The organism is Methylococcus sp. EFPC2 (assembly GCF_016925495.1).
GTDB lineage: Bacteria > Pseudomonadota > Gammaproteobacteria > Methylococcales > Methylococcaceae > EFPC2.
In genome coordinates, this window is record NZ_CP070491.1 from 435173 (window position 1) to 458601 (window position 23429).

Genomic DNA, 23429 nt, shown 5'->3' on the forward strand with positions numbered 1-23429 from the left:
CCGGGGGGTAACTGGGTGGGGGATTATCGCGGAATGTGGACTAGCAGCCAGTCCAGCAAGCGTATGAAACCGATGATGGTGCCGACTGAACCGATTACCCAGAAGGTTTGCCGGTGTATTGCTCCCAGCAAACGAATCTCTGTTTGTTGCAGCTTGATCTCGACACCCTTGATTTCGAGGCGGACGCCTTCGATTTCTTTTTGCAGCTTGCCTTCGACTTCCTTGATTTCCAGCCTGACGCCCTCGATTTCCTTTTGCAGCCTGCCTTCGGCTTGCTTGATTTCCAGCCTGACGCCTTCAACTTCTTTTTGCAGCCGCAGCTCGCTTTCGCGAACCTGACCTTGCGTCGCCACCTCCTTGAGTTGCGGGTAGTGCTCTTCCAATTGGCCGAAGGCCTCCGCGATGATTTTGGCGCGCGCTTTTTCGTCGGAGGCTTCGGTGAGTTGCTCGTAGAGGTGGAGTGCGGTGATGCTCATGCTGGACGGTCCTTGCGAATTGGGCTGTCGCCAGTATACCCAATCTGTTTCTCGATTCGCAGGGCGAGGGCGATTGTTCACCGAGAAGCAACTGGTGTACCATGCGCGATCTTTTTTCAAGCAAAAACAAACGGCTATGCGCGAACTCAACCCGCTTTACAACCTGATCAAGGATTTGAGAGCCCGCCAGGAAGGGCTCAGGGGGTATCTTTGACTTCGAAACCAAACAGGAGCGTTTGACCGAAGTCTTGCGGGAACTGGAAGACCCGAAGATCTGGGATAAGCCCGAACAGGCGCAGGCCTTGGGCAAGGAGCGCGGCCAGTTGGAGCAGGTGGTCAACACGCTGCTCGATCTGGATCGCGGGGTGGCCGACGCCGAGGAACTGCTGGAAATGGCGGTGGCGGAAGAAGACGAGGCCACGGTCGACCAGGTTGCCCGAGATCTGGAAAGCTATGAGCGCGACGTGGCCGCCCTGGAGTTTCGCCGCATGTTTTCCGGCGAGATGGACCCGAACAATGCTTTCGTCGACATCCAAGCCGGTTCCGGCGGCACCGAGGCGCAGGACTGGGCGGAAATGCTGTTGCGCATGTATCTGCGCTGGGGCGAGCGCAAGGGCTTCAAGGTGGAGCTGATGGAAGCCTCGCCCGGCGAAGTGGCGGGCATCAAGAGCGCCACCATCAAATTCGACGGCGAATATGCTTTCGGCTGGCTGCGTACCGAGACCGGCGTGCACCGCTTGGTGCGCAAATCGCCCTTCGATTCGGGCAACCGGCGCCATACGTCTTTTTCTTCCGTGTTCGTGTCGCCCGAGGTGGACGACAACGTGAACATCGAGATCAACCCCGCCGATTTGCGGGTGGACGTTTACCGCGCTAGCGGCGCCGGTGGTCAGCACGTCAACCGGACCGAGTCGGCGGTGCGCATCACCCACTTGCCCACCAATACCGTGGTGCAGTGCCAGAGCGACCGCTCGCAGCACAAGAACCGCGACACCGCGATGAAGCAGCTCAAGTCCAAGCTGTACGAGTTGGAGATGTTGAAGCGCTCGGCGCAGCAACAAGCCCTGGAAGAGACCAAGTCGGACATCGGCTGGGGCAGCCAGATACGCTCCTACGTGCTGGACGACTCACGCATCAAGGATCTCCGCACCGAGGTGGAAACCCGCAATCCGCAACCGGTGCTGGACGGCGATCTGGACATGTTTATCGAGGCCAGTTTGAAGAGCGGATTGTGATTCGAGTGTAGGGCGGATGCCCGCCAGGGCGATCCGCCTCCAATCCATGCCGATGGCGGATCGCCCTCGCGGGCATCCGCCTTACCAACAAAGTATTCGAGTTACCGAAATGTCGGAACAATTAGACGAAAACAAATTGATCGCGCTGCGGCGCGAGAAGCTGGCGGCCCTGCGCGCGGAAGGCGTGGCCTTCCCCAACGATTTTCGCCGCGACAGCCTGGCGGCCGATCTGTTGTCCCGCTATGAGGATCAGGATGCCGAGGCCTTGGCGGAGCAGGCGGTGGCGGTGAAGTTGGCCGGCCGATTGATGGCCAAGCGTCTGATGGGCAAGGCCAGTTTCACCCACATCCAGGACATGTCCGGGCGCATCCAGATCTTCCTGCAGCGCGACGGCCTGCCGGAAGGCGTATACGAGGCCTTCAAGACCTGGGACATCGGCGACGTCGTCGGCGTGGAAGGCGTGGTGTTCAAGACCAAGACCGGTGAGCTGTCGATCAAGGCCTCGTCCCTGCGCCTGCTGACCAAGTCGCTCAGGCCTTTGCCCGAGAAGTTCCACGGTCTGAGCGATCAGGAAACCCGCTACCGCCAGCGCTACGTGGACTTGATCGTGACCGAGGAGGCGCGTCAGGTCTTCAAATTGCGCAGCCGCATCGTGGCCTACGTGCGCCAGTTCCTCACGGCGCGCGAATTCGTCGAGGTCGAGACGCCGATGATGCAGGTCATTCCCGGCGGCGCGCGCGCCAAGCCTTTCGTCACCCATCACAACGCGCTGGACATGGACTTGTACCTGCGCATCGCGCCCGAGCTCTATCTCAAGCGCCTGGTGGTGGGTGGTTTCGAGCGGGTGTTCGAGATCAACCGCAGCTTCCGCAACGAAGGCCTGTCGACCCGGCATAATCCCGAGTTCACCATGCTGGAGTTCTACCAGGCTTATGCCGATTACCGCGAGTTGATGGACCTGACCGAGGAATTGCTGCGCGGTCTCGCCAACGACGTGTTGGGCAGTTCGGTGGTGCATCATCAGGACAAGAATTACGACCTGGGCCAGCCGTTCAGGCGTCTGACCCTGCTCGAATCCATTCTGCACTACAACCCGGATTTGACCGCCGAGGACCTGGCGACGCGCGAGGCGGCGGGCAGGGTCGCCGAACGCTTGAGCATATTGGTCAGCCCCGGCGATGGACTGGGCAAGATACAGACGGAAATCTTCGAAAAGACCGTCGAACATCGGCTGGACGAACCGACCTTCATCACCGAATATCCGGCCGAGGTCTCGCCCCTGGCGCGCCGCAACGACGAAAACCCTTTCGTCACCGACCGTTTCGAGTTCTTCGTCGGCGGGCGCGAACTGGCCAACGGATTTTCCGAGTTGAACGATCCTGAAGACCAAGCCGAACGCTTCCGCAAGCAGGTGGAGGACAAGGACGCGGGCGACGAGGAAGCCATGCACTACGACGCGGACTACATCCGCGCGCTGGAATACGGCCTGCCGCCGACGGCGGGCGAGGGCATAGGCATAGACCGCCTGGTCATGTTCCTCACCGATTCGCCCTCGATCCGCGACGTGATTTTGTTTCCGCATATGCGGCGGGAGGTTTAGATAGCGTCGTCACAAGATTATGAGAGAATAGTTCTATCTCAAATTTTCTTTGAAAGGAAAGATGGCGGATTCAGGGCATCGGCGACACGATATATCGGATCGAGTCTGGCAATTATTGGAGCCGCGGTTGCCGGGGCGAGAAGGTGCTTGGGGTGGTAAAGCGCACGATAACCGCCGATTTATCAATGCGGTTTTTTGGATTTTGCGCACTGGCGCGCCGTGGCGAGACTTGCCGCCCGACTACGGCGATTGGAAAAACACCCATCGCCGTTTTTGCCGTTGGCGCGATAAAGGCATATGGGAATCCTTGTTGGAACAGTTGGTGATCGAACCTGACTATGAATGGCTGATGATTGATGCCAGCCACATTAAAGTCCACCCGCATGCGGCGGGCGCCAAAGGGGGCAGCCAGGATATGGGGGTCACAAAAGGGGGCTCAACAGCAAGATACATCTGGCCGTGGATGCGCATGGTATGCCGCTCAGAGTCATTGTTACAGCAGGTACCGTGGCAGATTGTACGCAGGCTTCAACCTTGGTCGCGGGTTTGGATGCCCAGCATCTGCTGGCGGACAAAGGCTACGACACGGACGCCATCGTCGCCCAAGCACAAGCTGCCCATATGGCGGTTGTCATTCCGCCGAAGAAAAATCGCACCGAACTTCGCGCGTATGACCAAGACCTTTACCGCCTTCGGCATTTGGTGGAAAACGCCTTTCTACACCTGAAGCGCTGGCGTGGTATTGCAACCCGTTATGCCAAAAATACCGCTTCATTCTTGGCGGCGGTGCAGATTCGCTGCATTGCTATTTGGGCCGCTATCTTATGACGACACTATCTAGTTTTTTGCCCTCTCTCTTTGGGAGAGGGGTGGGTGAGGGGCTTTTGCAAGGTGTCGCTGACGCGACGGCTTATTCGGATCGGGTGCCCGCACCCGAGGGCGGAATATTTTCTTTTGCGTGGCCAAAAGAAAGTATTCAAAGAAAAGGCCACCCGATTGCCGCGAGAGCCCCTGCGCTGCTCGCTTTCGCCGGGGGGTGATCGAATGGGCTCCTTGCCCCTCGATCTCCGAGCCGCATCCCTGCGGCTCCCCTTCGGGCTGATCCCGGCGAAAGCTCCGCTGCTCGGCGCGGCAAACGGGATCCGAAAACGAAAGACATGAGGCCCCCGGCGATGACTTGTGTGCTCTTCGTATTTGACTTTCCGATCCCGTTCAGCCGCGCTGAGCATCGCAGTTTGCCGGGCGGGAATGACCCGAAGGGGCGACTCAGGGACGAGTCGCGGCGGTCAAGGGGCAGGAGGCCCCTTTGATCGCCTCCCGCCCGGCAAGCGAGAAGCGCAAGATCTTTCGCGGCTGCCGGGTGCCGTTTCTTTTGGTTACTTTTCTTTGGGCAAGCAAAGAAAAGTAACTCGCCTTCGGGGGCGAGACCCCGATTCAAATTGAGACCGTCGCGTCAGCGGCACAAAAAGGTTGAGGTTATGAGCCAAGAAAAAATCAGCGTCCTTTTCGTCTGCATGGGCAACATCTGCCGTTCGCCTACGGCGGAAGGCGTGTTCCGCAAGCTGGTCGAGGACGAGGGTCTGGATCATCGGATAGCGATCGATTCGGCCGGTACCCATGCCTATCACGTCGGCGAGCCGCCGGATAAGCGCGCCCAGCAGGCGGCGCGCGGTCGCGGCATCGATTTGTCCGGTCAGCGCGCACGGCGGGTGGTGCATGCGGACTTCCAGGAGTTCGATCACATACTGGTGATGGACCGCGAGAACCTGGACGCCCTGCGTTTCGTCTGTCCCCCCACTCAGCACCACAAGCTCAAGCTGTTCCTGGATCATGCGCCCAAGCAGAAGGTGCGCGAGGTGCCCGACCCTTATTACGGCGGACCGCAGGGTTTCGAGCGGGTACTGGACCTGGTCGAGCAAGCCGCGCGCGGCTTGCTAAACGAGCTGAAGGCGAACCTGGTTTAGTGTGTTTTCGGAGACTGGGGAGAGGGTGGTGATGAGAGTCGGGTTTGCAGGATTGGGCGCCATGGGTGCTCCGATGGCGCGTAATTTGGCCAGGGCCGGTAGGCTGGCGGCGGTGTGGAACCGCACGGTGAGTGTGGCACAGGACCTGGCCGGCGAACTCGGCGTGGCCGCGACGGCTACGCCCGCCGAACTGGCCGGGCAGGTCGACGTGATCTGCCTCTGCGTCTCGGCCGATGCCGACGTCCTGGCCGTGGTCAACGCGCTGTTGCCCGGTTTGAATTCGGGCAAAGTGGTGGTCGATCATTCCACCGTCGCCGCCGACACCGCACGCGAGGCGGCCGAACGCGTACGCGGCCGGGGCGCCGATTTTCTCGATGTGCCGGTCTCCGGTGGCGTGGAAGGCGCCAAAAACGGCAACTTGGCCATGATGGCCGGCGGCGATGCCGAGGCGCTGGAGCGCGTGCGTCCGGTGCTGGAAGCCATGGCCGCGCGCATCGTGTTGATGGGCGAGGTCGGCGCGGGCCAGGCCACCAAGGCGGTCAACCAGATCATGTGTGCTGGCATCAACCAGGCGGTCACCGAGGCCCTGGCCTTCGGCGCCGCGCAAGGCCTGGACATGGACAAGGTGATCCAGGTGGTCGGCGGCGGTGCCGCCGGCAACTGGTTCCTCGACAAGCGCGGCCCGACCATGACGCGCGGTACTTTCGCCCCCGGCTTCAAACTCGCCCTGCATCACAAGGACTTGAAAATCTGCCTGGAGATGGCCGCATCCTTAGGAATACCGTTGCCGCTGAGTGTACAGACGCTAAACGACTACGCCGAACTCATGGATCGCAATCACGGCGACGAAGACATCTCCGCCCTTTATCGATTGAAGAGACCCGCACCATGAGCGAGCCCGTGACGCCCTATAAACTCATCGGCGGCGAAGAAGCCGTGTACGACCTGGTCGAACGCTTTTACGGCTACATGAACGATTTGCCCGAGGCCCGCGGTATACGCAAGATGCACGCGGCCGACCTGCGCGGCGCCAAGACCAAGTTGTTCAAATACCTGTCAGGCTGGCTGGGTGGCCCCGATCTTTACCAGGCGGAGTTCGGCCATCCCCGTTTGCGCATGCGCCATTTCCCCTTCGCTATCGGCCAGGACGAGCGCGACCAGTGGATGTTCTGCATGAGCAAGGCCCTCGCCGAAACCCCCATGGACGAGGAACTGCGCGCCGGCCTACACGAAGCCCTCGCCAACCTCGCCACCCACATGATCAACCGGGAAGCTTGAAGCCTACCCAGGAGAACCCGCGACCGACGGTCTCCCCCTTAGCGCTCGGCTGAGGCGCCGAACAAGGTGTGCGCCGACCGTTGCGCCACGCCTTAGATGACGGCGTATCCCCGCACGCCGGGTCAAACACAAGGCCCGAATTGATTGACGGATTTGCTCGCTCCGTTTCGTCCGCCTGGCTATGCTGCGACGAGATTACCCGAGCAGAGTCTCTATGAACGCCGCCACAACTCCGCACTCCGATACCGTCCGCTCTCGCTTGCTCGAGGCCGCCAAGATCAGTTTTCTGGCTGACGACTACCACAACGTCAGCACACGCCGGATCGCCGAGCAGGCCGGCGCCAACGTGTCGATGATTCATTACTACTTCGGCAGCAAGGAGGGGCTTTACGAGGAAATGATCCGCGAAACGCTGCATCCTCTGCTCGAAGTGCTGGACGGTCGCCTGCTGTCGTCCGTGGAGGGGTTTGCCGAGTACCTGCGCCTGTATTACCAAACCATGCAGCGGACCCCCGAATTCCCGAAACTCATCCTCAAGATACTCGCCTTGAATCGGGGGCCCGGCCGCCGGTTCGTTCGGCAACTGCTGGCGCGAGGCAGAGCCCGCGGAGCGGAAAGGCTGGAAGACTTGAAGAATGCCGGGCAGGCCGCCCCGGATCTCGACCCCGACGTCGTGCGGATGGCCTTCGTCAGCCTGGCCATGACGCCCATGTTGCTGAAGAGCATTTTCGAGGAGCAAATGGAACGCGCTATGGACGCGGAATTCCTCGACCAACTGGCGAGCTTCAATGGCCGGCTGATGGCGGCAGGGCTGTCTGCCATGCTGCACCCCGCGAGCGGAGCCGAACCATGAGCCTGCAACGACATTCCCTCGCCGTGTACGCCTTCGGCGCAGCGTTCAAAATTGCGGCCTGGCTGTCCACGCTTCCGAATCGCCTGACGCCCGCACCGTTTCGACTCATGCAAATCGGCTCGGCATTCTGGCAGTCGCGAGCCCTGTACGTCGCCGCCCGGCTGGACATCGCCGGCATCCTCGGGGATGACCGGCTTTCGGTCGCGGAGATCGCCGGCAGGACCGGGGCCGACCCTGACGCCTTGCATAGGCTGCTGCGCATGCTCGCGAGTGTCGGCGTATTCCGCGAAATGTCTGCAGGCCTCTACCGCAACAACAAGCTTTCCAGTTGCCTGCGGACCGGGCATCTCCAATGTGTTCGTCCCATGATTCTGATGCACAACTCGGACGCAACCAGTCGTCCGTGGTACGAGCAACTGGAGCAGGGGATCCGCACCGGAGAGGTACCGTTTCGGCTGACCCACGGCCAGGAACTCTACGCCTGGATGGATGCCCACCCCGACTTCGACGCGCTCTTCGGCCAGGCGATGGACAGCGTGGAAGCCTTGATAGGCGATAGTTTCACGACCGAATTCGACTGGCGCCCGTTTACGCGGATGATCGACGTCGGTGGATCGCGGGGCGCCAAGTCCGTGGCGATACTGCGCCGACACCCCCACCTGGAGGCGCTGGTCGTGGACCGTGCCCAGGCGATACGAGGCGCGGCTGAATACTGGGCCGCACGCGAGCCCACCCGCTTGACCGCCCGTTTGAGGTTCGAGGTTGGCGACGCGCTGAGATCGGTGCCCGCGGCCGCGAGCGACAAAGATGTCTATTTGCTCAGCGCACTGCTGCACGGCTATGGAGATGACGCCTGCATCAACATCCTGCGCAACGTATCGCAGGCCGCCGCTCCGAAGGGGGCCTGGGTGGTGGTGATGGAAATGGTCTTGGCCGACTGCCGTGCCGATCTCGCGGCTAGCTCGCTCGACATGCAGATGTTCGTGAACAGCGAGGGCCGGGAGCGCACCCTGGCCGAGTGGAACAGCCTCTTCGAGCGCAGCGGCTTGCGCCTGCGGGAGATCGTGCGCCTGGCGTCGCTCGGGCAGATGCTCGTGCTGCAAGCGGTTCCACGCTAGCCCGACGACCTCGTTCTCAGGCTCGCCTGCAAGGGCCGGGCATGAGGGCGTCTCTAGCGCTCGGCGTGACTATGGGGACGTTCATCGGGAGATCCTGTGGTAGCGCGCAGATAGTCGGCGATAAACGCCAGAACGTCGGTATCGCAAGCCCCACACCCCGAACAGGCTCCGGTCGCTCGGGAGATGCTTTCCAGGTCGTCGATTCCCGTATCGATGAGCCGCATGATCTGCGCCGTGGTCGTCCCGCTGCAGCGGCAAATGATGTCTTTTTTCCTGTCTGGATCGGTGTGATTCATCTCGGTGATCGGGTTCTATGGGCGCTAGCTTACGGAGCCGGTCGTTGCCGGGCGTCCGGATCGATCGAATGCCCGATGTCTTCCACCAAGGCGTCTATCCGTTCCCGCGTCGCGTCCCAGCCGCACATGAAACGCGCCGCGCCGTGACAAGCGCTGACGTAAAAGGGCCAGCCGCGTCGGCGCAAACTTTCGCCCTCGGATTCCGCAAGGCGGATGAACACGGCATTGGCCTGACGCGGGAACGCCGGTTTGATGCCGGTTGTGGCCAATCGTTCTTCAAAATATGCCGCACATTCGTTGGCATGGTGGGCATTTCGCAGCCAGGCGCCGGTCTCGATCAGACCCAGCAGGGGCGCGGTCATCAAACGCATCTTGGCGGCCAGTTGCCCGCTTTGCTTGCAGCGGAAGTCGAAGCCGCGCGCCAGGTCGCGGTCGAAGAACACCACCGTATCGCCGATGCCGCCGCCGGTCTTGGAAGCGCCCAGGCTCAAGACGTCCACCCCGGCTTTCCAGCTCAGCTCGGCGGGGCTCACGCCGAGTGCCGCCACGGCGTTCATCAAGCGGGCACCGTCGACGTGCACGTTCATGCCGTGCTCTTTGGCCAGTCCGGACAGGGCGGAGAGTTCCCCGGGGGTATAGACGGTGCCGACCTCGGTGGATTGCGTCAGGCTGAGGACGACCGGGCGGGGAAAGCGAAGATCGGCTTGGGCGCTGGCCAGCGACCGGGCGGACGACAGGCTCAGCTTGCCGTCGTCCCCCTGCCCGAGCAGCAGTCTGGCGCCGTGCGAGAAGAATCCCGGCGCGCCGCATTCATCGGTTTCGATATGCGACCAGGCATGGCAGACGATGGCCTGATAGGGCTGGCACAAATGCGCCAGGGCCATGCTGTTCGCCGCCGTGCCATTGAAGGCGAAGTACACGTCGGCATCGTGCTCGAACAGCTCGCGAACCGCGTCGGCGGCGCGGGCCGTCCATTCGTCGTATCCGTAAGCCGGAGCGCTGCCGGCATTGGCCTGGACCAGATATTCCAGCGCCTCGGGGCACAGACCGGACCAGTTGTCACTGGCGAATTGGGGTGGATGATGCATGGCGTCGGCTTTCAGTCGTTCATCGAAAAAATGCAGTGGAATCAGCGGGTTTCCCGCAAGAATTCGTCCGGTACTTCCAGATCCTCCGGCGGCACCGGAATGTCGCCACCGTATTGCCGGGCGGCCTTGAGCTGGTAGACGTAGGCCAGGACCTGGGCGACCGCGAGATAGAGCCCGGCGGGGATTTCTTTTTCCACGTCGGTGGAAAAATACAGGGCGCGCGCCAGCGGCGGGGCGGCCAGCAAGGGTACGCCGGCGCCGACGGCGAGATTGCGGATTTGCGCGGCGATCAGGTCGGCACCCTTGGCAACCACCCGCGGGGCGCCCATGCGGCCCTGGTCGTATTTAAGCGCGACGGCGTAATGGGTGGGGTTGGTGACCACCACATCGGCCTTGGGCACTTCTTCCATCATGCGGCGGCGGGCGTATTCCATCTGCAGGCTGCGGATGCGGCTTTTCACTTCCGGTTTGCCTTCCAGGTCGCGCGCCTCGTCGCGGATTTCCTGTTTGGTCATGCGCAATTGCCGCTTCCAGTTCCACCATTGAAACGGCGCGTCGATGGCCGCGATCAAGGCCAGCGAGCCGCACAAAAAGAGCAGGCACCACATGATCAGTTCGACCGCGCGCGCCGTGGCCGGCTCCAGGCCTTGCCGGCTGAGGTGGAGAAAATCGTAAAAATAATGCCGGAAGAGCAGGGCGGTCACGCCTCCGATCAGGAGAAACTTGAGCAAGGCCTTGACCAGTTCGATCAGGGCTTGCGGAGATACCATGCGCGCCAGTCCCTTGAGCGGATCCAGCTTTTCCAGCTTGGGTTCGAAGGCTTCGCTGCTGAAGTTCCAGCCACCCAGCGACAGCGGGGCCGCCAGGGCGACCAGCACGGTCAGGGCGAGGAAAGGCCCCAGCAGTTTGCCCGTGGCCCAGAAATCCCGCAGCAGGTGCTCGCCGATGGCGGAGGGATTGAGCAGGTCGTGCCGGCTCAGGCGAAAGTCGCCTTCCATCAACTTCCACAGGGTCTGCACGATATAGCTGCCGAACATGAACATCGCCACCGAGCCGCTCAACAGCATGGCCAGGGTGTTGAGTTCGCGCGAACGGGGAATCTGGCCCTTCTCGCGCGCTTCGCTGAGCCGTTTCGCGCTCGGTTCTTCTGTTCGTTCCTGGTCGCTGTCTTCGGCCATGGTCTTCCCTAGTTCATCATCTGCGACATGATCCGGTAGCCTTCGTCCAGGAAGTCGCCGAACAGAGCCATGACGTCGGGCAGGCTGATGGAAACCATGAGCAGGCCCAGCAGCAGGCTGACCGGAAAGCCCACCGAGAATATGTTGAGTTGCGGCGCGGACCGGCTGGCCACGCCAAAGCCCAGATTGACCAGGAGCAGGGCGGCGACCAGCGGGAGCGACATCAGCACGCCGGCGGCGAACAGCCGGCCGCTCCAGACGATGACGCCCCACAGGCGATCCCGGCTCAGGCCGCCCAAATCCACCGGGATGGCGCGGAAACTGTCGGCCACCAGTTGTATCACCAGCAAGTGTCCATCCACGCCCAGGAAAAACAGGGTGGCCAGGATCAGGTAAAACTGAGCGATGACCGGCACCTGCACACCGGTCTGTGGGTCGATCAGCGAGGCGAAACCCAGACCCATGTTGTAAGCCACGTTCTGGCCGCCGAATACGATGGCGGCGAATACGAAATGCAGGATCAGCCCGAACAAGGCGCCGATCAACACCTGCTCCAGGGTAATGAGAAATCCGCCGAGACTGAACAGCGGAACCGCAGGCATGGGCGGGAGGGCAGGCATCAGCGCCACGGTGACGCCCAGCGCCAGCAGGCCGAGGACGCGGGGCGGTACGGCGTTGCCGGTCAGGATGGGCATGGCGACTAAAAGGCCGCCGATGCGCGCCAGGGGCCAGACGAAGCGGGCGACCAGTTCGAGCAGTTCCGCTTCGGAAAAACGCATGGCGCTAGCCGATCAGGTTGGGGATGTTGCGGATGAGCTCACGGGTATAGTCGACCAGGACTTCCAGCATCCAGGGGCCGGCCAACAGCATGATCACTGCCATGATGATCAGCTTGGGCACGAAGGTCAGGGTCATTTCGTTGATCTGGGTGGCGGCCTGGAACATCGCGATCAGCAGGCCTACCGCCAGCGTCGCGAGCAGGATGGGGCCGGTCAGCTGCACGGAGATGATGATGGCTTGTCGGCCCAGTTCGACGATGGAGTCGGCGTTCATCGTTTCCTCCCTATTCCACGAAGAAGCTCGCCGCCAGGGTTTCCACCACCATCGCCCAGCCGTCCACCAGCACGAACAGCATCAGCTTGAAGGGCAGCGAGATCACCATGGGCGACAGCATCATCATGCCCATGGACATGAGGATGGTGGCGACCACCAGGTCGATGATGAGGAAGGGCAGGAACAGCAGGAAACCCATCTGGAACGCGGTTTTCAGCTCGCTGATCAGGAAGGCCGGGGCCAGCAGGCTGAAGGGGGTTTGTTCGGGCGATTCGATGGCCGGCTTGCCGGAGATGCGCACGAACAGCTCCAGGTCGGTTTCCCGGGTTTGTTTCAGCATGAACTGGCGGAAGGGGTCGAGCGCCCGCTCCAGGGCGACCGAGTCGGCCACCTGTTCCTTGAGGTAGGGTTGCAGGGCCTGTTCGTTGACCTTGTCCAGCACCGGTCCCATGGTGAACAGGGTCAGAAACAGCGAAAGCCCCATCAACACCTGATTGTTCGGCGTCTGCGCGGTGCCCAGGGCCTGGCGCAGGATGGCCAGCACGATCATGATGCGGGTGAAGGAGGTCATGCTCAGCAGGACGGCGGGCAGGAAGGTCAGCGCCGTCATCAGGGCCAGAATCTGGATGGTGACCGTGTATTTCTGGCCGCCCTTGCCGTCCGGCGCGATCGCGAAAGCCTCGATGCCGGCCGGTGCGGCATGTGCCAGCCAGGGCGCCAGGGCCAGGCCGAGCAGTGCCGCCATAGTCCAGAACGTACGGCGGTTCATTTGGGCCTGCCCATCTGCAAGGATGCCAAGCGTTCGGCGAAACCGGGCGCGTCGCTTTGCTCGGCCGGCTTGAGGGTTTCTTCGCCGCTCAACACGCACAGGTTTTGCACGCGCCCGGGGGCGACGCCGAGAACCAACTGTTTTTCGCCGACCTGCACCAGGACCACGCGTTCGCGGGTTCCGACGGAAACGGCCGCCAGGACCCGGAAGCTGCCCTGGTCTATCCGGGAAAACCGGCCCAGCTTGCGCAGGGCATACGCCAGGGCCAGGATGGCGATCAGCACCGTGGCCAGACCCGCGAACCATTCCAGCAGATCGATCGGCAGCCCGCCCCCGCTCTTGACCGTCTCCTGGGCCAGGGAAGGGCCGGCCGCCAGCAGTGCCGCGGCACCGAGCAGCGTCTGGGTCGCCGTCATGTTCACTTCAGTTTTCTCACCCGCTCCGAAGGACTCAGGACGTCCGTCAGGCGTACGCCGAATTTGTCGTTGACCACCACGACCTCGCCGTGGGCGACCAGGGTGCCGTTCACCAGCACGTCCATGGGCTCGCCCTGCAGGCGGTCCAGTTCGATCAAGGAGCCCTGCGTCAGCTGCAGCAGATTGCGGATGTTGAGTCGCTTGCGGCCGACCTCGATGGAGATGGTCACCGGCACGTCGAGGATGACGTCCAGGTTGATGTCCTTGAACCTGCTTTCGGCGTGGCCGTCCGTGTATCCCGGGTGGGCGTGAGTATCCGGCGCCGGCGGGCTTTCGGTCTTCTTGCCGTTGGCGGCCTGCTGTTCCTGGAAGGCTGCCGCCCAGTCGTCGGCGATTTCCTCGCCGCCGGCGCCCAGCCCGGCCAGTATGTCGTCAGCGTCGATGTCGCTCATGTATTGGTATCCTCGTGGTCTAGCGCGGGAGCTGGAATGCCCAGCCTAGTTTCTTCCAGGGGAGGCCGCCTGATCTTCTCCCCGATCTTCAAGGCGTATTTGCCTCGGGACGTACCGAGTTGGGCGCGAAAGACCGCGACGTCCTCGATGCCGACGGTCAGACTGTCCGGCGGTTCCAAGGGGATGACGTCGCCGGGTTGCCACTGGAGTATCTCGTGCAGGCTGACGGATTTCTCCGCGAGCGTGCAGTTCAACTCCATTTCCGCATCCATGACTTCGGTGTGCAAGGACTGCTTGAAGCGGTCGTCGGCGCTGCCCCGGTCGCTCTGGATGCCGGCGTCCAGCAATTCGCGGATGGGCTCCAGCATCGAATAGGGGATGGTGATGTGGAGATCGCCGCCGCCGCCTTCCAGTTCGATGTGGATGGTCGAGATCACCACGACATCGGTCGGACTGACGATGTTGGCGAACTGGGGATTGACCTCCGAGTTGAGATATTCGAATTCCAGCGAAAGCACCGGCGACCAGGCTTCCTTGAGATCCTTGAAGATGAGGTCGAGCATGATGCGGATGACGCGCATCTCGGAGGGCGAGAATTCGCGCCCTTCGATCTTGTTGAAAAAGTGTCCGCTGCCGCCGAAATAGTTGTCCACCGCGGTGAAGACCAGGGTCGGCTCCATCACCAGCAAGGCACGTCCGCGCAGGGGGTTGATGCGGATCAGGTTGAGATTGGTGGGGACGAACAGGTTGTGGGCGTATTCGGAAAACTTCTTGGTCTGCACGCCGGACACCGAAATCTCGGCCGCGCGCCGCAGCAGGTTGAACAGGCTGACGCGGAAATGGCGGATGAAACGGTCGTTGACCATGTCCAGGGTGGGCATCCGTCCGCGGACGATACGGTCCTGGCTGGCGAAGTCGTAGAGTTTCACGCCGTCGGAGCTGACCTCCTCCGGCGTGGTGTCGACCTTGCCGTCGTCGACGCCATGCAGCAGCGCGTCGATTTCGTCCTGGCTTAATAAATCGTGTATGGACATCGTTATTGCATGACGAAGCCGGTGAAGAAAACCTCGTCCACGCCGGTCGTCTTATCCGACTGTTCAACGACCACTTTTTTGATCGACTCCTTGATCTGCCCGCGGAAAGTCTCCTTGCCCTCCGCCGTTTTCAGCACGGCCGGATCCTGGGAGCTCAACAGCAAGAGCAGGTTGTTGCGGATCATTGGCGAGTGCTTGGTCACGGTGTCGAGTACGGCCTTATCGGTAGCGGCGACGGTGATCTCGACCTGAATCAGGCGGACTTCCGGATCGCCCTTGAAATTGGCGGTGAAAGGCGGGGTGAGCGGCAGATAGACGAGCGGATGGGAGGCCTTGGCCGCTTCTTCATGCGAGCCTTCGGCGCCCGCCTGGGCGCGCTCGCTCGAACCGTGTTCCTTGGGCGGGAATATGCCGAGGAAATAAAGGGTGCCGGCCACCACGGCCAGGGTGAGCACGATGGTGCCGACCACGGCGAGTATGATGCCTTTGGATGATTTCTTGGTTTTCTCGTCGCCCAAGTCGAGTTTTTCTTTCTCGGCCATGACTGATCCTCTAAGCGTTTCTAAATGTGATTAGCAAAAATAAGGCCTGAGATTAAATCCATGTAGATCAAGTTCTTGCGTCGGCTAGTGCCCGATCCGTCAAATTTCCGCCGGTTCAGTGCGCCGGTTCGTCGACCACGACGAAGCTGCCGGTGGTCATGCCCATATTGCATGACCACGTCACGATGCCCTCCTGCTGAGGGGTGAATTCGATCACCTGTTCCCCTTTTTTCAGCGGGATATTGAGCCCCAGCCTGGGCGCCACGATGCCGTCGATGCACGATTGGTGATCCAGGTTGTTGATCTTCCACTTGACCGGCACGCCCTTGCGGAGAACCACCTGGCCTACGTTTTGTCCCGCGGCGGAAAATTCCGTTTCGACGATCTGGTAGCCGGGGGCCAGGGCAGCGAAATCGAGGCCTACCCGATCACGCAGATGGGCGTTCACCCAGGCCAGTCCGGTGGTGAAATCATAGCCGCTGCCGCTCAGGACCAGGCCGCGGTTGAGCATGATCGTGCCGAGCACCACCACGATCAGCGCGGAGGCCCGGATGATCTTAGGGGCGAGCTGGGCGGACGCCAGGCTGGTCAATGCGCCGAAACCCATCATTACGGGCAGGGTGCCCAGGCCGAAAACCAGCATCATGAGGGCGCCGTCGCGCGCACTGCCGCTGCCGGCGGCCATCACATACATGGCCTGCAGCGGCCCGCAAATGACCATCAGGCCGTTCAGCAGGCCGATCACGAAGGGGTGGCCGTATTTGCGCGCCTGCGCACCGATGAAGCGCAAGAGCGCGGGCGGCGTCTTGATGTGGAAATTGCGCAAACCCGGCCAGATATTCATCAGGCTCAAGCCGAACAAGATCAGGAAAACGCCTGCGGTTATGCCTATCGCGCCCCGGATTTCCGGCGTGAAGGCAATCACGCCGCCCAGTAGGCCGAACAGGGCGCCGATTGCCGTGTAGGACAAGGTCTTGCCCAGGCCGTAATAAAGATGGCCGCTGAAGCGCAGCTTGCCGGTGGCGGTGCAGCGTGTCGCATACCCCAGCACCAGGGCGCCGCACATGCCTACGCAATGGAAGCCGGTGAGCAGGCCGACGGTGAACAGCAATCCGTAGCTCAGGTCGCGGCCCAGATCGGGCAGGTCCGTGTTGGCGCGCAGACGGGCGTCCAGATAAAGGATGAGCGCTATGCCGGCCAGACCGATGACAGAACCGAGGGCGCGATTGAACAGGATGCGGGAGCGGCTGGATGCGGGCAAGGTACGCGCGGTCGAAATTGGACTATTCACGAAATGGCGGACTCCGGGTGTCAGGCTCTCTAGAAAACCATCATCTCATCAAATTGCGGGTCGAGGACGCAAGCCGCGGCGGTTTCCACGGAAAATCCCAGCGCATCGGATCGAGTGTGTGAAATCACGCAGTCGATTCCGTGAAAAGCCTTAGAAAATACAAAAGAAGCTTATTTGTGGAATCGCTCCTCTTTCTATATCAATTGCTTACATAATAGGCATGGAGTTTGTTTGTTAAATAATGCGTTTCCTGGCAGGAAGCCCCATCCCAGGGTTGTGATCGAAACGCCGCAAAAGTGCCCCCGAGACCTGATATGAACAAACAGATCGCCGCCGTCGAGCAAGCCAGCCAGTCGAGTTCGCTTTTGCTGGGCACCAGCCTGGCCTTCGCCTCCCTCATACTTGTGCCCGCCCTCGCGACGTCCATGGGGCTGGCACCCAGTGTCGCCGGCGCCTTGCGCATGGCGCTGATGAAAGCCTCGAACCGGGTGGTCACCGGAGCCGGCCGCAAGCCTTAGCATCGACCCCGCCGATCCGCCATCGAACACCGCTGCGGGGGCTGTATAATCGCTCCCGTTCCCGTCAGCCGTAATCTGCCCCCGCCGGGGTATCCCACGGCCATACGCGTCGGGAATCCGCTTCACGCTCCCACTTTTCCCAGCTTTTTTACGAATGAGTGAAATCCCGCAATACGCCTGCGACCTGTGCGGCCTGCCCGTGCAAGTGCCCGATTTTTCCCTGCTGACCCTGCAGGGCCCCAAGCGATTCTGCTGCGATGCCTGCCAGGGCATTTACCGCATGCTGCACGAGGCCGAAGTCGTCGCCGAAGGCGGGGCGGCGTCGGATTTGCCCGCCTCTTGAGGCTTAAAGCATAATCCTGGCCTCTTAATCCAGTCGCGAGCGTTAAATGGCGCATGTCCACGGGGCGGCGAAGACCGCCGTCAGCAATCATCTGGTCCAGGCTGGCCTGGGGAAAACCACCGAACACCCGGCCGCCGGTCATGCCGCGTCCGTGATTCATCATGTGGCCAAGAGCGCCGCCGCTTCCGGCGCACTGGCCTCCGCCAGTTCATACATCGGGAGATCTTTCGTGAGTACCATCCTCAAACATCCTTTGGTCGTATTTGCGGCGGGCGTGACCGCCGGTTATCTGGTCCATAAGTACCGCAAGGAAATTATCGCCGGCGCCGAAAGAGCCGGCGAATTGGGCAAGGACTTCGTGTTGCAGCAGCGTGAAAACCTGGAAGACCTGGTGGCGGAAAGCCGCGAGGTCAAGGAAGAGTAACCCTGCTCGGGCGGGCCCGCCGCGACGAGGAGGGCCCGCAACCCGCCCCGGTGACGGGGTGCTGGTTCCGCATTTCGGGGCGCGTTACCCTAGCGTTCCCCTCTCTCGCCTTCGAGTTTCCAGCCATGTCGATACGGCAACAAATCGTTCTGCGTTACCGCGACCGCGGCCATTTGCGTTTTTCCATCCCGCCTGCGCTGTGTTCGGCTTCCGTCTTGGAACGGCTGCGCGAGGAATTGGCGCGCGTGGACGGCGTCTACCGGGTCGATGTGTATGCCCGCCAGGGCAAGCTTGCGGTGCGCTACATCGACGGCGTCGGCGAATTCCAGGAACTGGTCTCGACGCTGGAAACCCTGGCCGATGAGGCAGAGAGCGCGGCAACCGGCGACGATGGCACGGCGCTGATCGTCCCACCGAAGCCGCCGGCCGCTAACGGCTGGTTGCAGGCCCGATACCAGGAAGCGAAGGAAACCGGCAAGGCCGCGGGCATCGTCGCAAGGCGTATCGTCCCGCCAGGCGGCGGCGAGAAATTCGCCCTCGAGTTCTTCACCGACATCCTGGTCCTGTATTTGATCAAGGTGCATTGGCACATGCTCACCCAGCACTGGCTGCGCCGCCCCTGGCAATACCGGTACGAATGGCTGGCCACCTGGTATCTGATCTTCCTGCTGGTCCGTTCGAAACGACCCAAACCCTAAGCGTGTCCATGGCACAGGAAGCATACGTTCCCCGGCACTGCCGCGTCGTTCACCAGACCGCCCGCCGCTTGCGCATCGTTGCGCCGACCCTGAGGAAGGACGCCGAGCGGTCGTATATCTACGAGATCCTGCTGCGCAAGCATCCGGCCATACGCCAGGTGCGGGCGGTGCCGGAACTGGGCTCGGTGGCGGTTTATTTCGATGTCGGGAAGACGCCCCGCGAGACGGTTCTGCGTCTGCTCGACACCGTGCTCGGCAATCTGGGTCGGCAGGTGGCCAGCTCGCCCCAAGTGGCCGCGGCTCTCGACGAGCACGCCCCCGTCCGCGACTATCAGCTCGCCATCGAAGGGATGACCTGCGCGTCTTGTGCCTTGCTGATCGAGATGCTGCTGCGGCGCGATCCGCGCGTGCTCGAAGCCGAGGTCAATTTCGCTACCGAGACCCTGCGCGTGCGTGCGCGGATGGACAAGGACACGCTCTACGCCCGATTGCAGGGCATGGGCTACCATCCCATCGCGCTGGACAGCCTCGCTCAGCGGCGCTTGCTGATCGAGCGGGAAAACTCCCGCATCGCCGAGGCCTGGCGCCGATTCTGGTGCGCCGGCCTGTTCGCCGTGCCCTCCATCGCGTTGGGCATGTTGGCGCCGCACACGCCTTTCCTGGGGCTGATACAGCTGGGACTGAGCGCGCCGGTGGTGTTGTGGAGCGGCAAGCCGATCTTCAAGAAGGCCTGGGCGCTGGCGCGCCAGCGTTCGGCCAACATGGACAGCCTGGTGGCCCTGGGCGTGGGCAGCGCCTTCGCCTACAGCCTGGTGGCCTTGTTGATCGGCCGGCGCGAATACTATTTCGAAGCCGCCGCCGGCATCGTCACCTTCGTACAGATGGGCCGCTATCTCGACGAACACGCCCGCGGCCAGGCGCACGAGGCGATACGCCGCCTGGTCGATCTGCAGCCGGACACCGCCACCCGCCTCAACAACGGCGTGGAGGAAGTCGTGACCATCGACGAGGTTCAGGTCGGCGACATCCTGCTGGTGCGGCCCGGCGAGCGCATCCCGGCCGACGGCGTGGTCGCGGTCGGTCACAGCACGGTGGACGAGTCCATGATCACCGGCGAGAGCATGCCGGTGGTAAAGGAGCCGGGCCACACGGTCACCGGGGGCTGCATCAACGGTAACGGCGCCCTGCAGATCCAGGTCAAGGCTGTAGGCGCGGATACCGTGCTGTCCGGCATCGTGCGCATGGTCGATCAGGCGCAGGCGAGCAAGCTGCCTATCCAGAAACTGGTGGACCGGGTTTCCGGCGTTTTCGTGCCGGCGGTCATGGGCATCTCGGTGTTGACCTTCGCCGGCTGGCTCGCGGTGGGCGCGGCGCCGGCCACGGCTTTCGGCTATGCCATCACCGTCCTGCTGATCGCCTGTCCCTGCGCGCTGGGGCTGGCCACGCCCGCCGCCATCATGGTCGGTACCGGCCAGGCGGCGCGGAGCGGCATCTACATCCGCAACGGCGAAAGCCTGGAAATGGCTTCGCGCCTCACCGCCATCGTGTTCGACAAGACCGGTACCATCACCGAGGGCAAGCCCCGCCTGACCGACCTGGTCAACGTTACTCCGCTCGATGACGACCGGGTGCTGTCGCTCGCCGCGTCGGCGGAATGGCATTCCGAGCATTTTCTCGCCCAGGCCATCGTCAAGGCCGCGCGCGAGCGCGAGCTGATCTTGCTGGAGCCCACCCATTTCCAGAGCACGCCGGGCCGGGGCATCACCGCGCAAGTGGATAAGCGCACGGTTTTGATCGGCAACCGCCTATGGCTGGAAGAAAATGGCATCGCCTCGCTGGAGCTGGAGCCGGCGGCGCTAAACTTCGCCGGTCACGGCAAGACGCCCATTTATCTGGCCGTGGACGGCGCCCCCGCCGCCGTGCTGGGTATCGCCGACCGGCCGCGCGACAATGCCCGCTCGGCCATAGAACGTTTGCACCGGCGCGGAGTGAAGACCCTGATGGCGACCGGCGACATATCCGCCGCCGCTAATCACGTGGCCGGGCTGGTGGGCATCGCCGAGGTCATCGCCCAGGCCCGCCCCGAAGACAAGCTGGAGATCATCCGCCGGCTGCAATCGCAAGGCGAGAAGGTCGGCATGATAGGCGACGGCATCAACGACGCTCCAGCCCTGGCGGCGGCCGATGTCAGCCTGGCCATAGGCGGCGGCGCCGACGTGGCCCTGCAAACCGCCGACCTTACCCTGGTCAACGGCGACATCGCCAAGGCCGCCGAGGCCATGGCGCTGAGCAAGTTCACCCTGCGCGTCATCCGGCAGAATCTCTTCTGGGCCTTCGGCTACAACACCGTCGCCATCCCGGTCGCCGCCCTGGGGCTGCTCAACCCCATGATCGCTTCCGCCGCCATGGCCCTGAGTTCCGTTTCGGTCGTGCTCAATTCGCTGCGCCTGCAAAAGACATAGTTTTTCCGGGTTGGTCGGGCTGGCGCCAGCCCGATCCAACCGCCGAGGCTCAAAAACTCACCGATCCCTGCAGCCAGAATTTCTGCGTATCGGCCTTGTCCAGGATGTTGTGGCCGGGCCGGTTGGCATCGCGGTCGCCGTCGTAGTCAGCGAATTTCAGCAGCACGGAATAGTGCTTGCCGAATTTTTTCTCCGCCAGCAAATCGATTTCGTGGCCGTAACTCAGCCCGGTGTCGGGGGCGGAAAAGTCGTGATAGACGGCCGCCAGGTCGATGCCCAGGACGGTGTATTTGACGACGCCGTAGAGGTCGCGGATGCCGTTGGGCGGGGTGATCAGGAACAGGTCGGCCCAGCCCTGGAAGGCGTGCAGGGTGGCGAGCGGGGTGCTGAATCCTATGCCGTTGCTGGCGCCCAGTTCCTCCATCGCGCCCCGCAGCGTAACGCCGTAAAGGTTGACCCCCACATCGGCGAGCCAGTAGTCGGCTTCGTACTGGATCGGATTGCTCTCGTAATTCTGCTGATGGGCGTATTCGAGGGTGTAGAGCGCCTTCAGGTTGTCCACTACCGGCGTGCCGCCGTCGAAGCGCACGCCGTAAGTTTTGCTGGAATAAGTCAAATTCCGGCTTTCCGTCGGGTTCTTGTAATCCAGCCACAGCCCGTAGCCGATCAGCTTGCCGTAGCCGGTGTCGAAGCTGGCGTTGAGGATGGGCGCATCCAGCTCGACATGGCGCGAATAGATGTCCTGGATGCCGATGAGATAACCCGCCGTGATGCTGGTGCGCGGGATATAGGTGCTGGTAACCGTGGCGGCGTCGTAGGTCTGCTGCATCTGCCGCCAGATCACGTCGCCGACGAAGCGGTGATTGTCGAACACGATGCGCTGGCGGCCGATTTTGACCTGCGTGGCCGGCAGCCCGGAATACCCCACCCAGAGCTGGTTGACCTCGCTTTCCGCGGGGTCGGCGATCACCGGAAAGCGGGTCTTGCCGTTGCCGTTGCCGGCCGGGTTGTCGTTGTAGTCGTTGGCGCCGACGTCCTGCAGACCTTCGAATTCGGCGAACGCCTGCAGCCCGGAGAACTGGGGCGTCAGATAACCGAAGCGCGCGCGCAAGGTCGAGGCGTTGGCCGTATCGGGCGTGGTGACGCGGCCGGCGGCGTTGACATTGTCCTGGTCCACGTACTCGTAGCGCCAGCGCAGATCGAGGCTGAATTTGCCGTATTTTCCGCCTGCCGGATTGAATGCCTTTTCGATGGTTTCATCGTAAGGAGTGGTCGGCGGGGGTGCTGGCTCCGCCGCGAGCGCGCTACAGGGAAGCAGGCAGAAACTCAGGATCGCAGTGGGCAGTGAATGCGGGTTGGCGGATGGACGATGGCTGTCGCGGGTAAACATGGGCTGCTCCGGGGGCTCGTGTTGGGATAGTGGGACTCAGGGGGCAGCGGCTCGTCACAGGCCTTCTTCCAGCGAAATCAGTATGCGGGCGACTTCGACCAGCCGCGTGTTGCGGCTCATGGCGGTCTTGCGCAGAAATTGATAAGCCTGGTCTTCGCTCATCTTCTTCTTCTGCATCAAGATGCCCTTGGCTTTGTCGACGATCTTGCGGTCTGCGAGTTGGTTGCGGGTCTCCTCCAATTCCCGGCGCAAGGCCTGGAATTCCCGAAAACGCGCGATGGCCACCTCGACGATGGGCATGACGCGTTCCCGGCTCAAGCCGTCGACGATATAGGCGCTGACGCCGGCCTGTACGCTCTGGCGGATGAATTCGCCGTCGCGGTTGTCGGAGAACATGATGACCGGCTTGGGCTGGTCACGGCTGATTTCCCGCAATTGCTCCAGGGTGTCGCGGCCCGGAGCGTCCATGTCGATGATGATGATGTCGGGCTGAAACTCGCCGACGCGGGTCAGCAACTCGGCGTCGTCCGCAATGCGGGCGACGACCTTGTGGCCGGCATCGGACAAGGCCTGTTCCAGCAGGGCGCCGCGACCGGCGTCACCATCGACTAGCAAAACACGCAAATTGATCTCCTCGCTGATTTACGCGTGCCCGATTTTCAGGGAAGCCTGCCAATCGGGCAAAAAAAAAGGCGTCGAGCGTACACCCGATGACGAATCGAATGACGCGGACGCCGTTGCCCCATTGGCATGCCTACGTCGGCACACCTGTCACCGACATAGAAGCGATATTCGTGCCGTGAATATAAGTTGCTGAAATTGCTTATCTATATGGCCGGTCGGTCGCGTGGTTCGCCGGTCAGGGGCGAAAACGATGCACCATGACGAGTCAAAACGGCGTGAAATAGGGCAGGTGTACGAGCACTGAACCCGGCATGGCGCACCTCATGG

Annotated in this window: 28 protein-coding genes; 14 read left to right on the forward strand and 14 right to left on the reverse strand. The window is 62.2% G+C overall.

The annotated features are described in order from the left end of the window. Positions 1-23 precede the first annotated feature (23 nt). Positions 24-476: a hypothetical protein gene (locus JWZ97_RS01945; protein WP_205433099.1), complete on the reverse strand. Its 453-nt coding sequence runs from the start codon at positions 474-476 to the stop codon at positions 24-26. Between JWZ97_RS01945 and JWZ97_RS01950 the strand changes: the two genes are divergently transcribed. The 9 genes from JWZ97_RS01950 (at position 469) to JWZ97_RS01990 (ending at position 8524) form a co-directional block, all read left to right on the forward strand. Then, on the forward strand, positions 469-690 hold the full coding sequence (locus tag JWZ97_RS01950; protein ID WP_205434733.1) for a hypothetical protein: 222 nt from the start codon (positions 469-471) through the stop codon (positions 688-690). The two genes, JWZ97_RS01945 and JWZ97_RS01950, sit on opposite strands and share 8 nt — an antisense overlap. After that, positions 613-1711, forward strand: a protein-coding gene (gene prfB / locus JWZ97_RS01955) for a peptide chain release factor 2 (protein WP_205433102.1) whose coding sequence is annotated in 2 segments (ribosomal slippage) — positions 613-687 and positions 689-1711 — 1098 coding nt in all. Because the reading frame shifts where the segments join, the coding sequence is not laid out codon by codon here. Before JWZ97_RS01950 ends, prfB begins: the two co-directional genes overlap by 78 nt. Positions 1712-1820: 109 nt before the next feature. After that, complete coding sequence (gene lysS, locus JWZ97_RS01960) at positions 1821-3311, forward strand: lysine--tRNA ligase (protein WP_205433104.1); 1491 nt, start codon at positions 1821-1823, stop codon at positions 3309-3311. A gap of 61 nt (positions 3312-3372) precedes the next feature. Next, positions 3373-4139, forward strand: a protein-coding gene (locus JWZ97_RS01965) for an IS5 family transposase (RefSeq protein ID WP_205434511.1) whose coding sequence is annotated in 2 segments (ribosomal slippage) — positions 3373-3748 and positions 3748-4139 — 768 coding nt in all. Because the reading frame shifts where the segments join, the coding sequence is not laid out codon by codon here. 650 nt (positions 4140-4789) lie between these two features. Then, positions 4790-5275 carry a low molecular weight protein-tyrosine-phosphatase gene (locus tag JWZ97_RS01970; RefSeq protein ID WP_240342434.1) on the forward strand — a complete coding sequence of 162 codons (486 nt, stop codon included), beginning with the start codon at positions 4790-4792 and terminating at the stop codon, positions 5273-5275. Positions 5276-5306: 31 nt separating this feature from the next. Then, on the forward strand, positions 5307-6167 hold the full coding sequence (locus JWZ97_RS01975) for an NAD(P)-dependent oxidoreductase (RefSeq protein WP_205433105.1): 861 nt from the start codon (positions 5307-5309) through the stop codon (positions 6165-6167). Beyond that, entirely contained in the window at positions 6164-6553 is a 390-nt protein-coding gene (locus JWZ97_RS01980; RefSeq protein ID WP_205433106.1) for a group II truncated hemoglobin, read from the forward strand. The genes JWZ97_RS01975 and JWZ97_RS01980 overlap by 4 nt, the downstream gene beginning before the upstream one ends. Before the next feature lie 214 nt (positions 6554-6767). Beyond that, a complete protein-coding gene (locus JWZ97_RS01985) occupies positions 6768-7406 on the forward strand; it encodes a TetR/AcrR family transcriptional regulator (protein ID WP_205433107.1) in 639 nt (212 codons plus the stop codon). Next, positions 7403-8524, forward strand: coding sequence for a methyltransferase (locus JWZ97_RS01990; RefSeq protein WP_205433108.1), 1122 nt, complete (start codon positions 7403-7405; stop codon positions 8522-8524). Before JWZ97_RS01985 ends, JWZ97_RS01990 begins: the two co-directional genes overlap by 4 nt. A gap of 53 nt (positions 8525-8577) precedes the next feature. On the opposite strand, the gene JWZ97_RS01995 is transcribed toward JWZ97_RS01990, so the two are convergent. From JWZ97_RS01995 to JWZ97_RS02045, 11 genes are all read right to left on the reverse strand, one after another. Continuing rightward, positions 8578-8820, reverse strand: a complete 243-nt coding sequence (locus JWZ97_RS01995) for a (2Fe-2S)-binding protein (protein ID WP_205433109.1) — start codon at positions 8818-8820, stop codon at positions 8578-8580. A gap of 29 nt (positions 8821-8849) precedes the next feature. Continuing rightward, entirely contained in the window at positions 8850-9908 is a 1059-nt protein-coding gene (locus JWZ97_RS02000; RefSeq protein ID WP_205433110.1) for a low specificity L-threonine aldolase, read from the reverse strand. A gap of 41 nt (positions 9909-9949) precedes the next feature. After that, positions 9950-11086: a flagellar biosynthesis protein FlhB gene (gene flhB, locus JWZ97_RS02005; protein ID WP_205433111.1), complete on the reverse strand. Its 1137-nt coding sequence runs from the start codon at positions 11084-11086 to the stop codon at positions 9950-9952. Between the two features lie 8 nt (positions 11087-11094). Next, the gene (fliR, locus tag JWZ97_RS02010) at positions 11095-11865 is read right to left on the reverse strand and encodes a flagellar biosynthetic protein FliR (RefSeq protein ID WP_205433112.1); all 771 of its coding nucleotides are present in this window, start codon (positions 11863-11865) and stop codon (positions 11095-11097) included. 4 nt (positions 11866-11869) lie between these two features. After that, positions 11870-12139 (reverse strand): flagellar biosynthesis protein FliQ, encoded by a 270-nt coding sequence (gene fliQ, locus JWZ97_RS02015; RefSeq protein ID WP_205433113.1) that lies wholly within the window; start codon positions 12137-12139, stop codon positions 11870-11872. A 10-nt stretch (positions 12140-12149) separates the two neighbouring features. Then, positions 12150-12908 carry a flagellar type III secretion system pore protein FliP gene (gene fliP / locus JWZ97_RS02020; protein ID WP_305799097.1) on the reverse strand — a complete coding sequence of 253 codons (759 nt, stop codon included), beginning with the start codon at positions 12906-12908 and terminating at the stop codon, positions 12150-12152. Continuing rightward, on the reverse strand, positions 12905-13324 hold the full coding sequence (fliO, locus tag JWZ97_RS02025; RefSeq protein ID WP_205433116.1) for a flagellar biosynthetic protein FliO: 420 nt from the start codon (positions 13322-13324) through the stop codon (positions 12905-12907). The genes fliP and fliO overlap by 4 nt, the downstream gene beginning before the upstream one ends. A 2-nt stretch (positions 13325-13326) precedes the next feature. After that, on the reverse strand, positions 13327-13776 hold the full coding sequence (gene fliN, locus JWZ97_RS02030) for a flagellar motor switch protein FliN (protein ID WP_205433117.1): 450 nt from the start codon (positions 13774-13776) through the stop codon (positions 13327-13329). Then, positions 13773-14810: a flagellar motor switch protein FliM gene (gene fliM, locus JWZ97_RS02035; RefSeq protein ID WP_205433119.1), complete on the reverse strand. Its 1038-nt coding sequence runs from the start codon at positions 14808-14810 to the stop codon at positions 13773-13775. Before fliM ends, fliN begins: the two co-directional genes overlap by 4 nt. A gap of 2 nt (positions 14811-14812) precedes the next feature. Continuing rightward, positions 14813-15352 (reverse strand): flagellar basal body-associated FliL family protein, encoded by a 540-nt coding sequence (locus JWZ97_RS02040; RefSeq protein WP_205433127.1) that lies wholly within the window; start codon positions 15350-15352, stop codon positions 14813-14815. Positions 15353-15467: 115 nt separating this feature from the next. Further along, entirely contained in the window at positions 15468-16643 is a 1176-nt protein-coding gene (locus JWZ97_RS02045) for a sulfite exporter TauE/SafE family protein (protein ID WP_240342435.1), read from the reverse strand. 314 nt (positions 16644-16957) lie between these two features. Between JWZ97_RS02045 and JWZ97_RS02050 the strand changes: the two genes are divergently transcribed. From JWZ97_RS02050 to JWZ97_RS02070, 5 genes are all read left to right on the forward strand, one after another. Then, positions 16958-17161, forward strand: a complete 204-nt coding sequence (locus JWZ97_RS02050; protein ID WP_205433129.1) for a hypothetical protein — start codon at positions 16958-16960, stop codon at positions 17159-17161. Between the two features lie 154 nt (positions 17162-17315). Further along, positions 17316-17504 (forward strand): heavy metal translocating P-type ATPase metal-binding domain-containing protein, encoded by a 189-nt coding sequence (locus JWZ97_RS02055; protein ID WP_205433131.1) that lies wholly within the window; start codon positions 17316-17318, stop codon positions 17502-17504. 46 nt (positions 17505-17550) lie between these two features. After that, positions 17551-17928: a hypothetical protein gene (locus JWZ97_RS19900; RefSeq protein ID WP_240342436.1), complete on the forward strand. Its 378-nt coding sequence runs from the start codon at positions 17551-17553 to the stop codon at positions 17926-17928. Between the two features lie 125 nt (positions 17929-18053). Next, positions 18054-18626: a cation transporter gene (locus tag JWZ97_RS02065; protein ID WP_205433132.1), complete on the forward strand. Its 573-nt coding sequence runs from the start codon at positions 18054-18056 to the stop codon at positions 18624-18626. 8 nt (positions 18627-18634) lie between these two features. Continuing rightward, on the forward strand, positions 18635-21088 hold the full coding sequence (locus JWZ97_RS02070; RefSeq protein WP_205433133.1) for a cation-translocating P-type ATPase: 2454 nt from the start codon (positions 18635-18637) through the stop codon (positions 21086-21088). A 49-nt stretch (positions 21089-21137) separates the two neighbouring features. Here JWZ97_RS02070 and JWZ97_RS02075 read toward each other — a convergent pair whose 3' ends face one another. Further along, positions 21138-22478 carry an alginate export family protein gene (locus JWZ97_RS02075; RefSeq protein WP_205433136.1) on the reverse strand — a complete coding sequence of 447 codons (1341 nt, stop codon included), beginning with the start codon at positions 22476-22478 and terminating at the stop codon, positions 21138-21140. Between the two features lie 54 nt (positions 22479-22532). Next, on the reverse strand, positions 22533-23102 hold the full coding sequence (locus JWZ97_RS02080; RefSeq protein ID WP_240342437.1) for an ANTAR domain-containing response regulator: 570 nt from the start codon (positions 23100-23102) through the stop codon (positions 22533-22535). Between the last annotated feature and the right edge of the window lie 327 nt (positions 23103-23429).

Bases quoted from the DNA above. Each gene is read 5' to 3' on its own strand.
- JWZ97_RS01950 (WP_205434733.1), top strand. From the start codon at position 469: ATGCTCATGCTGGACGGTCCTTGCGAATTGGGCTGTCGCCAGTATACC.
- JWZ97_RS01990 (WP_205433108.1), top strand. From the start codon at position 7,403: ATGAGCCTGCAACGACATTCCCTCGCCGTGTACGCCTTCGGCGCAGCG.
- fliN (WP_205433117.1), bottom strand. From the start codon at position 13,776: ATGAGCGACATCGACGCTGACGACATACTGGCCGGGCTGGGCGCCGGC.
- fliP (WP_305799097.1), bottom strand. From the start codon at position 12,908: ATGAACCGCCGTACGTTCTGGACTATGGCGGCACTGCTCGGCCTGGCC.
- flhB (WP_205433111.1), bottom strand. From the start codon at position 11,086: ATGGCCGAAGACAGCGACCAGGAACGAACAGAAGAACCGAGCGCGAAA.
- fliR (WP_205433112.1), bottom strand. From the start codon at position 11,865: ATGCGTTTTTCCGAAGCGGAACTGCTCGAACTGGTCGCCCGCTTCGTC.
- JWZ97_RS19900 (WP_240342436.1), top strand. From the start codon at position 17,551: ATGGCGCATGTCCACGGGGCGGCGAAGACCGCCGTCAGCAATCATCTG.
- JWZ97_RS02000 (WP_205433110.1), bottom strand. From the start codon at position 9,908: ATGCATCATCCACCCCAATTCGCCAGTGACAACTGGTCCGGTCTGTGC.
- JWZ97_RS01995 (WP_205433109.1), bottom strand. From the start codon at position 8,820: ATGAATCACACCGATCCAGACAGGAAAAAAGACATCATTTGCCGCTGC.
- JWZ97_RS02065 (WP_205433132.1), top strand. From the start codon at position 18,054: ATGTCGATACGGCAACAAATCGTTCTGCGTTACCGCGACCGCGGCCAT.
- JWZ97_RS02040 (WP_205433127.1), bottom strand. From the start codon at position 15,352: ATGGCCGAGAAAGAAAAACTCGACTTGGGCGACGAGAAAACCAAGAAA.
- fliO (WP_205433116.1), bottom strand. From the start codon at position 13,324: ATGACGGCGACCCAGACGCTGCTCGGTGCCGCGGCACTGCTGGCGGCC.
- fliM (WP_205433119.1), bottom strand. From the start codon at position 14,810: ATGTCCATACACGATTTATTAAGCCAGGACGAAATCGACGCGCTGCTG.
- JWZ97_RS02050 (WP_205433129.1), top strand. From the start codon at position 16,958: ATGAACAAACAGATCGCCGCCGTCGAGCAAGCCAGCCAGTCGAGTTCG.
- lysS (WP_205433104.1), top strand. From the start codon at position 1,821: ATGTCGGAACAATTAGACGAAAACAAATTGATCGCGCTGCGGCGCGAG.
- JWZ97_RS02070 (WP_205433133.1), top strand. From the start codon at position 18,635: ATGGCACAGGAAGCATACGTTCCCCGGCACTGCCGCGTCGTTCACCAG.
- JWZ97_RS02075 (WP_205433136.1), bottom strand. From the start codon at position 22,478: ATGTTTACCCGCGACAGCCATCGTCCATCCGCCAACCCGCATTCACTG.
- JWZ97_RS01985 (WP_205433107.1), top strand. From the start codon at position 6,768: ATGAACGCCGCCACAACTCCGCACTCCGATACCGTCCGCTCTCGCTTG.
- JWZ97_RS01980 (WP_205433106.1), top strand. From the start codon at position 6,164: ATGAGCGAGCCCGTGACGCCCTATAAACTCATCGGCGGCGAAGAAGCC.
- JWZ97_RS01970 (WP_240342434.1), top strand. From the start codon at position 4,790: ATGAGCCAAGAAAAAATCAGCGTCCTTTTCGTCTGCATGGGCAACATC.
- JWZ97_RS01945 (WP_205433099.1), bottom strand. From the start codon at position 476: ATGAGCATCACCGCACTCCACCTCTACGAGCAACTCACCGAAGCCTCC.
- fliQ (WP_205433113.1), bottom strand. From the start codon at position 12,139: ATGAACGCCGACTCCATCGTCGAACTGGGCCGACAAGCCATCATCATC.
- JWZ97_RS01975 (WP_205433105.1), top strand. From the start codon at position 5,307: ATGAGAGTCGGGTTTGCAGGATTGGGCGCCATGGGTGCTCCGATGGCG.
- JWZ97_RS02055 (WP_205433131.1), top strand. From the start codon at position 17,316: ATGAGTGAAATCCCGCAATACGCCTGCGACCTGTGCGGCCTGCCCGTG.